We start from the raw sequence: 13,036 nt of genomic DNA on the forward strand, positions 1-13,036 counted from the left end.
TTTGATGGTAAGAAGAAAAACGGTGATTAACGCGCATCGCCATATACCTGCACTTCTGATATCATAGGAAAGGTGGTACCCATCCAGTTTTCCAGACATCTTACCCGCAGGTAACGCATTTTTGGCACATCTATTTTAAAATCCCAGCTAAAGCCGGCATAAGCCACATCGTAGTCTTCTGTGGTTTGTACACCGTAAGCGCTTTTAGATGGCTTTTCTTCTGCGTAAGTACCCAGCTTTGTCCAGCTATCCCAGCTTCCATCAGGGGCAGGATTGGAAGAGCCCCATACCTCAAAGCGCTTCATACAACCCCGATAGTAATACGCACGGCCATTGTTCAGATATTCCGGATAATCCCATATTACAATACGGCTCAACTGCGCCACCACACCCAGGTCGAAGGTGAACGACTGCGGCGTAAGGTTGGTAGGCACACCAGCCAGACAGCTGGGCCAGTTGATTACATCGCCATCCCATATTTTATTTATGCCAACACCAGCAGTACCGCTGGAAGAGTTATCCATGCGGGAATCACCAGGCCATACCACAGGTGTCATGGTTCTGTAGCCCGATTTAGGCAGTGGCGCCTCGTATAAGGGTGTAAGGGTGGTAAACAGGGTGTCTGTGGAATTGAGAAAACGATCGCGCACAAACACAGCTATTTTTTTGGGCGAGATACTGAGGCCCCTGATAGCACGGCTGATAGAATCGGCCTGTGTGTAAATGCCCTGCAACAGTACATACTCATACGTAGTATCTATCATAGCAATGATAGATACTTCAGCCCTTGCCGGGTTCTGGGTTATAACACGCACCCCTGCAAAATCTGCCAGCACTTTCATGTTACGGTATACGGCCCATATAGGGTTTTCCAGTGGCTTTACTTTTACCGTCACCGGAGCAGAAGTTACCTCACCCTTGCTTACGGTAAACAACTGCACCGTATGCTCGCTGGTATCACCAAAACCATCTACCAGCAAAGTGTTGGTATACGCTGAGGCTTTTACTTCGCGGGTTTTGCCGCTGGCCAGTTCATATACTGCTTTTACATAGGCAAGGTCTTTATCGCCCGGCAGTGTATAAGTAAGTTTAGCCTGTCCGTGGCCGTTCTCCACCGTTACATTGGTTATAACACCAGGTGCACCGGCGGCAGGTGTTAATGGCTTCTGCACATCCGGGTTGCAGCCTGCCGGCATTCCTCCATACAACAGGCACACAAAAGATATAATGAGTAGTCTTTTCATATTTCAGTAATTGAGATAGGGAATTACCATCCGGGGTTTTGCACCAGGTTGGGATTAACAGTGAAATTGTACTGCCTGATGGGCCACAGATAATCACGGGGAGCTACAAACTGCTGCTGGTAAATAGCACGCGGCTGGTAGTACGACAATGCGGTGGACTGGAAAACAGACCACCCGGTGATGGGCTGGTTCAAGGTTTGTACTGCATCTTTCCAGCGGCGCAGATCCCAGAAACGACTACCCTCAAACGCCAGTTCTATCGCACGCTCCTGCTTAATGATAGCACGCATACCTTCTTTGGTGGTAAACTTATTGGGGTTGTTAGAATAATTACTCCATGCTTCACGCACCCCCGGAATACCAGCACGGCTGCGGATTAAATCCAGATAAGTAAAACATTCCTCTACCGGTGCTGCATTGCTTTCATTCAATGCCTCTGCATATAAAAGATATATGTCGGCCAGTCTTATTTCCGGCCACTCATACCAGCGTATGGTTGCAGCAGAGTTAGTGGCAGAAAAGTTCCAGTCTACCAGCTTCTTAATAAAATAACCGGTTTCGTTATAAAAGCCTTCTGTTCCGTTGTTACCAAACTGGGTAAACTTAGCCTGCATTACATACGTGCCTTCATCGCTACCGGTGGGGCTGTTGTACATATACCATACGCCACCGTCAAAACCAAGGTCTGCATAAAACCGGGGCTCACGGTCAAAGTTCATACGTGCAGTAGTATAATTCTCTCCTATATAAAACCGCTCGTCACGCGTGGCAGTACGCAGTTGGTTCAGGTTAGAGAAGTCCAGCGTTTTGTCTTCATTAACAGGCACGCCATTCTTTGAATAAAACAACTGCGCAATTTTTAACGGAGCAGCAAACTGCCCGGCAGATAGCTTGGCGTTGCCACCCGCTACCAGCACCCCCATAGATACCGTTTGCAGATCGGTAGCCAGGCTGTTAGATAAGCCCCATATCTTTTCTTTGTTCCATCGCTCAGTAATGGCATTACGGATACTCATTTGCCTTTTGGTAGTATCTGATAAAGCCATAGAACCACCAGCAAAGGTATACAGCGCAAAACCCGCCTGTGTAGAGGCATCTATGGCCGCCTTACAGGCCGCAGCTGCACGCTGCCATTTTTCGGGTTTATAATCGGTATTAAACAGCTTTACGCCTGCTTTGTCTTTAAAGTTGGCATAGTCTGCATTACCATTAAACAACGGGCTGGCAGCCATTACCAGCATCTTTGCCTTTATGGAAAGCGCTATGGGACGGGTTACCCTGCCCAGCTGTGTAGTAGTTTCCAGTATCACATCCGGCAGCCTTACTGCGGCACTGTCCAGCAGGTTAGAGATGTAGTTTACACAGGAGTCAAAAGGCACACGGTTTACCTTTACTTCATCCGGCGAGGCATATACAGGTATGTTTACATCGGTAATAGGTATAGGTCCATACATGCGCAGTAACTGATAGTGATAAAATGCTTTTAAAAACTGCACCTCTCCTATCCAGCGTGTACGCTCGTCCGGCGACAGGTCTGGCACCTTGCTCATATCTGTTACGTTCTCCAGAAAAATGTTACAGTTTCTGATAGCCCGTGGTAAATCATCCCACAGGTTTTTCCAGGGGTTGTTTACGTTCTGGTTACCCAGTGCTATGTACCAGGCGGTAGCATCTGCTATAATACCCAGCTGCGTTTTAGGAATCCATATTTCATCTGCACCGGTAAAGCCTATGTTGCCGATAGGTGAACCATCTTTAGGCAGATAGGAATAACAGGTGAATAAGAACTTCTCCGCTTCAATACGCAGAGTAAAAGCATTGTCTATGGTAGCCACGTTATCGGGCACCACATCCAGGTATTTTTTACAGGAGGCCAGCATACCCGCCAGTGCCAGTATGCCTATGGTTATATAATGTGTTCTTTTTTTCATAAATACATGCTGTTATTAATTGCACAATACCCCTTACAGGCTCAGGTTAAGACCAATGTTAAATACACGCTGTAAAGGATAACCCAGACCATTACCGCCCATTTCCACATCCCACAACTTAAAGTTGCTGAATGTATACAGGTTAGAACCATTGGCGTAAATGCGGGTAGCACCTATGCCCCATTTGCGTAACAAGTGTTGCGGCACGTTGTAACCAATTTCCATGGTTTTCAGGCGCAGAAACTTGCCATTGCGCAGCCACCAGCTGGAAGTTTGGTTATTGTTAGATACAAAGAAATTGCTGAGCCTTGGCCACAAAGCATAGCTGTTGCGGTTGTCTTCCGACCAGTGGTCTCTGGCAATTACCTCCAGCAATCCGTTTTGTGCACCACCGTTTACTACAAAAGGCGATATGTTTTCGGGATTGATAAAAAAGGATGTTCTGGCAGCGCCCTGGAAGAAAGCACTGAAATCTAAAGCGCCATGCCCTACAGAGAACCCGAAACCATATACAATTTCAGGGTTAGTAGGATAGCCCATAGGTACCCTGTCGTTATTGGTGATTTGTCCGTCACCATCCATATCATGGTACTTGATATCACCACCCATTACCCTTTGCACACTGCTGAAGCTTTGCCGGGGGGAATTGTCTGCTTCAACATCATCATTAAACAGGCGTTCTGCCAGAAACCCAAACGTTTTGCTGGTGCTATGCCCCGCACGGTACAGATACGACAGCTCGTTACCCCATATCGGTTCGTCATACACTTTTATCTTGTTGGTAGCATAGGTAAAGTTGCCTCTGGATTGAATCCACCATTTATTACCCAGCTCTTTATTGTAATCTACCGACACATCAATACCCTGACTTTCTACCTTACCTATGTTGGCCGATACGTTTGCCGCCAGCCCCATAGTAGTGGGCACATAAGAGCGTGACATAAGGATGTTGGAGCGGTATTGCTTATAAGCATCTATAATAATGTTGATGGAACGGAACAGGCTGATATCTGTACCTATATTAATCTGTCGTGAAAGCTCCCAGGTAATTTTATCGTTGGCATAACGATAAATAGAAACACCAGGGCGGTAGTAAGCATAATCCTGTCCAAACTGAGCGCCATAGCCTCCGTCGTTCATATTTACGTTAGACATATAAAAGAACCTGTCACCCGTATTGCCTATCTGGTCGTTACCTACCAAGCCATAAGTAGCCCGGAGTTTAAATTTGGAAACAACATCGGTAAGGGGTTCAAAGAAGCTTTCGTTGTTTACGTTCCAGCCTACACCCCATGAAGGGAAAAAGCCGAAGCGGCTGGAGGATGCAAAACGCTCAGAACCGTTGTAGCCAAAGTTAAACTCTGCCAGGTAGCGGTTATCGTAACCATAAGTAAACCTGCCTGATACGCCGGAGTTTCTGGCTGGCAGGGAAGCCTGCAGGTTACCTGCGTTGGCCGTTTGGTAGCTGCGCATAATGCCTATTACCATACCCGATACAGCATGCTTATCAAACAGGTGACTGTAGTTGGCAGCAGCTTCTACATAAAATGTAGTGTTTAATAATTTACGGCCTTCATAGTAGTTCAGGTATTCCGTACCTACCAGCCCTACCGAAGAAGCCGAACCATCGTTAAGGGCGATGATACGCTCTACCGATTTACCATCGATGGTGCTGGGAGAGTAGTAGAATGGATTGTACTGTCGCGACAGATCGAAATAGGAATACCGGTTGGTATACGCCATAGTACGCACGTTCAGGCCAGGTGTAACAGCACTCAGGTCCTGCTTCAGCTCCAGCTGTGCCAGCATGGTAGACGTATTATACTGCTGAAACCCAGACAGAGAAAGAGCATAGGGGTTCATATACAGCGTGTTGGTACCCGGCACCAGTGCGTTACCAAACAACGGGTGTTTGGCAATGGGATGATAGGATGACGGATAAATAGCCGGGAACATAACGGGGTTAGACCAGATAGCCCTGGCAAATACCAGCTGCCCGCCATTAATACGGTTACCATTGCCATCATATCCACCAACAGGACCGCTGTAATCATCAAACTGCCCGTACAGGCGAATGATGGCCTCCGTGGTTTTCGTAAACTTCAGATTTACGTTAGAGCGGATAGCATAGTTGCGCAGTTTAATGTTATTGCTGAAGTTGTTAAGCTTATTATCCTTCAGCATACCATTATCAATGTTATAAGTACCAGACACATAGTACTGTGCATTGGGTGCACCACCAGATACGTTTAAGTTAAAACGCTGGTTCATAGTGCGGTCTTTTATCAACAGGTTAATCCAGTTGTTGTTAGGATACAGCAGCGGATTATCGCCTGCTCTGGTATGGTCTATTTTGTTCTGGGAATAAGGCAGAATCTGCTCCGGGGTTCTGGTAAGCACCGCCTCGTTCGCCAATGTCATATAGGTGATATTGTCAGAAAACTTAAAGTTCCGGGTGTTGGTAGACATAGAGTTTTCTGCCCTGAAATTGAATCTGGTTTTACCGGAGGCACCGGATTTGGTAAGCACCAGTACCACGCCATTAGCTCCCCTGGCACCATATACCGCCGCCGCTGTAGCATCTTTTAATACAGAAAAAGAAGAGATATCATCTGGCTGTAAACGCGCCATATCGGTGGCGCTGGATTCCACGCCGTCAATCAGAATCAGCGGGTCTACTTTACCGGAGCCAAACGTACCCAGCCCACGAATAAAGAACGAAGCATTGTCTGCCCCTGGTTCGCCGCTGCGCTGGTAGGCAATTAAACCGGATATTCTACCGGCAAGCATGGTAGTAAGGTTGCCTGTGGGGCCTTTTAACTCTTTGGGGTTTACGGATGTAATAGAGCTTACCATACTTACTTTACGCTGGGTACCGTAGCCTACCACCGCTACATCGTTCAGGCCATTGTCTTCAGCTTTCATTACCACATCTACTACCGGGCGTTTTTCTACGGCTACCTCTATCTGCTGATAACCGATAAAAGAAAACACCAGTGTATCAGTTGGTAATACACGTAGCGCATAAAACCCTTTTTCATCGGTACGGGTGGTAATACGTGCATTGGATCTGGCGCGTACAATAGCGCTCTCCAGTACTGAGGTGTCCGACCGGACGGTACCGGTAACTAATATCCGGTTGTCCTGTGCATACAATTGTGTTATGGCAAGGCCCGTGGTAAGTATACACACAAGGAGGCCTCTCCACACATTTGTTAAAAATGAATGACTCATTGCAATCTGTTGTTTTGGTTAATAAACTGCCACGTCACCTGTTAGCAGGCAACACAGCTTTTTCCACATGGGCTGCAATTCAATAAAACGCGCTGATTGGTTTAAGAGAACAGGCTATAGGCTGGCGGAAAAGGCCCTGCGCTTTTCAGGTTACATTGGCTGATCATGAAACATTTTTTAGATGAATAAATAAATCTTACTGTAAAAAAAGTATGATTTATGCATTCGCGCCGGGGCCAAACTCGTCCAATTGAGGGGGTGAACTCTGCCGGTTAAGGCTTTTTTCCTGATGAAATACGCGACTTGCTCCTTTTTACAACGTGCTCGTCCAGCCGTATCGTTTTCTGAAAAGGTTTACGGTATTTACGGATATATTCTGAGGGATTGCAACCGAACAGTTTATAAAATTGTTCACGAAAATACTTTGCATCATTAATCCCTACCATGCAGGTAACCTCATTTACATTGCAGGAAGTATTAATAAATAATTCTGCTGCCTTACGCAACCGGATAAAACGTATAAAATTACTTACTGTTTGTCCGGAAAAAGCTTTCACTTTTTTATACAGGTTAGAATGGCTCATGCCTATAGCCGTAGCCAGTGTTTTAATGGTAAACTCTTCATCATCCATATGCTTCTCCACAATCTCTATACAGCTGTCCAGAAAGGCTTTATAATCTTCCGGTACTTTCAGGCTGTGACTTTGCAGGGTAATCTCGTTAAAGAAATAACGTTGCAACTGCGTTCTGGTCCGGAGCAGGCTTTCCACCCTGGCCATCAGTATTTCTTTATCAAAGGGTTTGGTAATGTAATCGTCTGCGCCACACTCTACTCCTTTCAGTTTAATTTCTGTGGAGGTACCTGCGGTTAACAGAATTACCGGAATATGGCTTAATGCCTCTTCTTCTTTAATGCGGCTGCACAGTTCAATACCACTCATAGCCCCCATCATCACATCGCTGATAATAATATCAGGCCCATATTGTTGCGCCAGTTGCAGCCCTTCCTCGCCGGAACCAGCCTCGTACAACCGGAAGGTATCCTTAAACAAACGGGCTATATATTGCCTTACTTCCTCATTATCATCCACTATCAGCATGGTCTGTTCTTCCGATACCAGCGGAGCAGGTTCTGCAAGTACCGGTTTGGCGGCTTCTTTTACCAGCGGCTTCTCCGCAATTACTTCTTCCATCAACTCTTCCAGAAAAACGGCGTTCTCTGTTACTTCCTCAAAAATAATACGGCCTGCAAAATGCTCCCTGCCCTTGTTTAACGCTATACTGAAAGTGGTGCCTGCCTTCTCATTGTTCTGGTAGGTGATAGTGCCTTTATGTGCTTCAATAAAGTTTTTTACTAAAAATAGTCCTATACCAAAACCTGGCTTCACTGCCTTACCTGCATCTTTTGCCTGGTAAAACTTATCAAATATTTTATTACCGGCGTGTGCGGCAATACCGCAACCACTGTCTGTAATTTTTACTACAAACTGATTGAGCGTTTCTTCTACCAAAAACTGGACATGGCCACCGTCTGGTGTAAACTTGAGGGCGTTGGATAACAAATTAAACAGCGCTATCTCCATCTTCTCCCTATCGGCATACACTTCCAGTGCATGATTATTGCAGGAGAAGGTGTAATGTATACGTCTGTTTTTAGCCTGTTGTATAAAACACAGATATACCTCATAACATAACTCATAAAAATTCAGTTTGGCAATACGCAGACTGTCTTCCTCAGAATCAGCTTTTCTAAACAGCAGCAACTGATCTACCAGGCTTAGCAACCGTTTTGCATTTCTGTATACCACGTTCAGATTTTCCGGGTCTGCCTCTTTGCCGGAACTGTACAGCAGTTCCTTTACCGGGTTAATGATTAACGTAAGCGGTGTTCTGAACTCGTGCGATACATGGGTAAAGAAAGAAAGCTTGCGTTCGTTCAACTCTTTCTCTTTTTCCATTTTCAGGTGCGCCAGCTTTATTTCATAATTCAAACGCTCCTGCCGCTTTTGATATAATAACCAGGTACGAACCAGCAATACTGACAAGCCTATATATAAACACCAGGCCCACCAGCTTCTGTACCAGGGCGGCAGCACCTGTATTATAATTACCCGCTCATTACGGCTCCATACCCCTTCGGCATTAGTGCATTTAATATGTAACACATAATTTCCATCGCGCAGGCGGGAATAGTTGGCGGTGCGTAGTTTGCCATAGGTCCAGTCTTTATCCCACCCTTCCATATAATAGGCATAGGATATTTTATCGGGTGCAGAATATTCCAGTGCAGCAAAATCAACAGACAGTACCGCCTTATCGTAAGGCAGGCGTATCACCTCTACATCGTATACGGATTTACCGTCTTTAATAAAATTATCTTTCCCCGCAGGTTGATTGTTAATGCGCATACCGGTTACCAGCAGATCGGGCATACCACCAGCTGCACGAACGCTATCCGGCGAAAACAAATTGAACCCTTTAATGCCGCCAAAAAGCAACTCCCCACTTTGCAGTCTTAGCGCAGCGTTGTAGTTAAACTGATTGGTTTGCAAACCATCAGAACCATAGAAGTTAGTAAAGTGGCGGGTATCAGGGTCAAAGCGGCAAAGGCCGTTAAACGTGCTTATCCATAACTGGCCATGTACATCTTCCAACATGTTCAGTGCAGAGTTATTGCTAAGCCCTTCACTTTCCGATATTACTTCCCAATCGCCCTTTTCCGGATGCAACAACAGCAACCCACCTCCTTCCGTTCCTACCCAGCAGCGGTTGGCTTTATCCTGATGGAAAAAGCGGACAGGGAAGTTCACAGTATAAAAACGATGATTGTTTTTCTGGGTATCTATTCTGACAAGCGTATTAAAATTGCCTGCCCAAAGGTTTCCGCTCCGGTCTTCTGCAAGGCTTATTACATCTCTTATTCTATCATCAAACACTTCAAACTTATCAGCAGTACGGTTATACTTATATAATCTGCCGGAAGAGCAGGTGCCCGCCCACAGGTTGTGCAACCGATCTTCATACAACTGCCACACATAGCAATCTTCGTACTGATTCTTCTCATTAAAGCAGGTATACTTTTTAAACGTGTGCGTAGCAGCATCAAAACGGTTAATGCCTCCGCCGTAGGTAGCTATCCATATATTGTTGTGGTAATCATTTACAATACTGGTAGCAAAATTATTGCTGAGCGTTCCCGGCTGCCCTGCTTTATGTTTGTAACTGGTATACTGGTTGCGCTGGCGGTTCCAGCAGCTTACACCGCCACCATCGGTACCTATCCAGATGTTCTGCTGCTCATCTTCGCAAAAGGAAAGTATAAAATCATTCACCACACTGTTAGCCGTGAAGGGGTCGTGACTGATGGTGGAAAAGCGGTTTTTCTTCCGGTCAATCAGGTTAATGCCTCCACGCAGGGTACCAATCCATTTACGCTCTTCCTTGTCTTCATATATAGCATAGATAGCATTGCTGTTAATACCTGTTTTACCGTTTTCCGGCTGCATGTAGGTAAAGCTTCCGGTAAGGGTGTTGAGTATATTCACTCCGCCACCATCGGTAGCAATCCATAACAACCCTTTTTTGTCCATGCACAAGCCGGCAATCTTACGGTCAGAAAGCAGTCCCTGCTGCTCGTTATACATTTGCAACGTATTGTTGCTGGTATTAAATGCTGCCAGCCCTCTGTCTGTACCCAGCCACATCATACCGTTTTTGCCAGCCACCATACAGGTAGCGGAATGAATGCTGCTGCCTGTTACCTCCAGCCTTGCCATCTGGCTGTTAAAGCGGCAAAGACCCACACTGTGCACCATTACCCAGGTCTGATTGGCCGAATCAAAGTCAATACCCTGTGCGTAGTAATTCCATATTACTTTTCCCTTGGCATGGCAGGGAATCTGTTTAGCCAGTTTTCCCCCATCAAACTTCAGCAAACCCAAACCTGCGGTAGCCACCAGCATGGCACCTCCGGCAGTTTTGCGGATTTCGTTTACGGATACGTGCACCGGCACCTTTTGCGTTGAGCCATTGGGTTGATAATATAAAGTAGAAAAATAGTCTTTGATATTACAGTAAATGCTCAGGCCCTTTTTGGTGCCCACCCATATATTGTTGCGGCTGTCTTCACAAACTGCGGTAATGCGGTTATCAATTAATGTGGCAGAATCGCCCAGGCGGTTACGGAATACTTTAAAGCTGTAGCCATCGTAGCGGTTCAGCCCATCAAAAGTTCCAAACCACATAAAGCCTTTACTATCCTGATTAATGCAGGTGATAGAGTTATTAGACAAGCCTTGTTCTATACCCAGATATTGTACCTGTACGTTCTGCCCCACTGCCTGAAAATGCATTCCCAGGCATATCCACATGCACAACATCACAAAACACAGACGTGTTTTATTTTCAATAGCAGTCAGTATCATCTTACACATTTAAGCAGTAGTTCACACTTTCATACAACAATTACAACCGATAGCAATACCCCCAAATATAACCGCCGGCGGCAAGAAAAGCTTACTCAATTTTAACCGGCAAGCACCTTATTTTACGCTTTCCTGTTTTATTGTGTAAACATTTATCGTCTCTATTTACGCTGCAACCAACAGGCGAGGCCCGTAAAAATGACCAGAATCAGTAATTTCACTTCCTCAGAAAAGCAGTTTACATGAGTATTCCCGCCATTTTACAAAACAGCGCTCACCGTCCATGGCCCTTACCCACTACCAACTGGAAATATTACCAGGAATGGAATAAATCGCTGTTTCTGCACTGGCCGGTAGACCCTGAAGCGTTGCGTGCCGTTATTCCTGAAGGTACCCAGCTGGATATATTTGAAGGGAAGGCGTGGATTTCAGTAGTGGCTTTTACCATGCAGAAGATACGGCCAAAGCATCTGCCGTTTTTTAAACCGGTTTCTGACTTTCATGAAATTAACGTGCGCACGTATGTAACCAAAAACAATAAGCCAGGCGTGTTCTTTATTAACATTGAAGCACAAAAAGCCCTGTCGGTATTTTTATCGCGCAGTATTTCCGGTTTGCCTTATGAAAAGTCTACCATTCTGCGTTCGTTGCACAACAACCTGCACACCTACGCCTCGGTAAACCATAAAAAGCAGTTTCACCTGCATGCCGAATACACGCTTTCTGCTGCACCGGTAACCAAAACACCGCTGGACCTGTTTTTAACCGAGCGGTATTGCCTGTATGTGCCGCTGCAAAAACAACTCTTCCGTTACAATATTCACCATGCAGAGTGGCCCATGCAGCCCGTAACCATACACAAGCTATTATTAGAATATAAAGCGGGCGAAACCTTGCTTACCACCGATACGCCTCCGGTACTTTCACACTACTCGGAGGGGGTACAAGTGGTTGCGTGGGATAAAGAACCCGCCTGATTATAGGGGGAGGGTCGTTTAAGGTTGCCTGGTATATTTGAGTGGATTTTTAAAACGACCCTACTGCATGGAACATCTTGAACAAATTGCCTGGTCAAAGGCAGACGCAGACCTATTGCGTATGATCTACGACATTGACAAATGGAGCCCACGAATGCTGAATGCTGTTGCCAACGAACTTTCTAAAAGAGGATTACTGCCAGACGATCTTGACATTTACCGGAAACAAAAGATTGCTGAAGAAGAAGTGCTGCTGAACAATGGAAAATCAGCCAACAAAATGGGCCTTATTATTGGCTGGCTTACCAGTTTCAGTATCATCGGAGCCTTTATAGGCTACTATTACTCGCAGTATACCATCAACAGCCGCTACACGGGTAAATCGTACTACTGCTACAACAACAGCAGCCGTAAGGTAGCCCGCGCTATGATGGTTACTTCCTCCGTTCTCAGTATTGCCAGTATTGTTTATATCTTCAGGCATCAATAGATGCTATGAGCATACAAACCACAGAAGCTTACAGACAGGAAGTTGCTACAAACGGATTTACAGTAATTGACAGGATTTATGAACGGGAAGCAGTGGCCGCGCTGTTAACAATGATACAGCAGGCAGACTCTTCCCGTTCTACTTTTCGTAAGTCTGATGACCTGTTTGCTATCCGTCAGTTTTTAAAAGAATTGCCGCAGGCAATGCCACTGATTTTTACCCCGGCACTGCAACAATTAATCGCGCAGATATTCGGAGATGGCTACTTTGTAGTGAAGTCTATTTACTTTGATAAGCCCGCCCAATCTAACTGGTTTGTTGCCTGGCATCAGGACCTCACCATTTCCGTAAAGGAAAAGATAGAAACAGAAGGCTTTGGCCCCTGGACGGTAAAACAACAACAGTTTGCGGTACAGCCACCCCTCCCGCTGCTGGAAGACAATTTCACTATCCGTATACACCTGGATGATACCACCGCCGACAATGGGGCGCTTAAAGTGATACCCGGCTCACATGCCAAAGGTGTTTACCGACCCGAAACCATTGACTGGCAGGAAGAAAAAGAAACCATCTGCGAAGTGCCTGCCGGTGGTGTGATGTTAATGAAGCCGTTGCTGCTGCATGCATCTGGCAGAACAGTTAACCAGCACCAGCGCCGGGTGGTGCATATTGAATTCAGCAGGCAGCAACTACCTGCCCCCTTGCAATGGAGTGAAATGGCCAGCTATTAATAACT

7 protein-coding genes are annotated in these 13,036 nt (G+C 45.9%); 3 read left to right on the plus strand and 4 right to left on the minus strand.

Translation table 11 applies throughout. The features are described from left to right. Positions 1-26: 26 nt before the first annotated feature. From IEY13_RS23395 to IEY13_RS23410, 4 genes are all read right to left on the minus strand, one after another. On the minus strand, positions 27-1,244 hold the full coding sequence (locus IEY13_RS23395; RefSeq protein ID WP_188956810.1) for a DUF5000 domain-containing lipoprotein: 1,218 nt from the start codon (positions 1,242-1,244) through the stop codon (positions 27-29). Between the two features lie 23 nt (positions 1,245-1,267). Further along, the gene (locus IEY13_RS23400) at positions 1,268-3,175 is read right to left on the minus strand and encodes a RagB/SusD family nutrient uptake outer membrane protein (RefSeq protein WP_188956812.1); all 1,908 of its coding nucleotides are present in this window, start codon (positions 3,173-3,175) and stop codon (positions 1,268-1,270) included. Between the two features lie 33 nt (positions 3,176-3,208). Beyond that, a complete protein-coding gene (locus IEY13_RS23405) occupies positions 3,209-6,409 on the minus strand; it encodes a SusC/RagA family TonB-linked outer membrane protein (protein ID WP_188956814.1) in 3,201 nt (1,066 codons plus the stop codon). A gap of 272 nt (positions 6,410-6,681) precedes the next feature. Further along, the gene (locus tag IEY13_RS23410) at positions 6,682-10,833 is read right to left on the minus strand and encodes a hybrid sensor histidine kinase/response regulator (RefSeq protein ID WP_188956816.1); all 4,152 of its coding nucleotides are present in this window, start codon (positions 10,831-10,833) and stop codon (positions 6,682-6,684) included. 242 nt (positions 10,834-11,075) lie between these two features. Between IEY13_RS23410 and IEY13_RS23415 the strand changes: the two genes are divergently transcribed. The 3 genes from IEY13_RS23415 to IEY13_RS23425 all read left to right on the plus strand — a co-directional run bounded on the left by IEY13_RS23415 (position 11,076) and on the right by IEY13_RS23425 (position 13,031). Next, positions 11,076-11,810 (plus strand): YqjF family protein, encoded by a 735-nt coding sequence (locus tag IEY13_RS23415; RefSeq protein ID WP_188956818.1) that lies wholly within the window; start codon positions 11,076-11,078, stop codon positions 11,808-11,810. Between the two features lie 67 nt (positions 11,811-11,877). After that, on the plus strand, positions 11,878-12,300 hold the full coding sequence (locus IEY13_RS23420; protein WP_188956820.1) for a hypothetical protein: 423 nt from the start codon (positions 11,878-11,880) through the stop codon (positions 12,298-12,300). A gap of 5 nt (positions 12,301-12,305) precedes the next feature. Beyond that, on the plus strand, positions 12,306-13,031 hold the full coding sequence (locus tag IEY13_RS23425; RefSeq protein WP_188956822.1) for a phytanoyl-CoA dioxygenase family protein: 726 nt from the start codon (positions 12,306-12,308) through the stop codon (positions 13,029-13,031). Positions 13,032-13,036 lie beyond the last annotated feature (5 nt).

This window comes from Filimonas zeae (assembly GCF_014641615.1).
GTDB classification, from domain to species: domain Bacteria; phylum Bacteroidota; class Bacteroidia; order Chitinophagales; family Chitinophagaceae; genus Filimonas; species Filimonas zeae.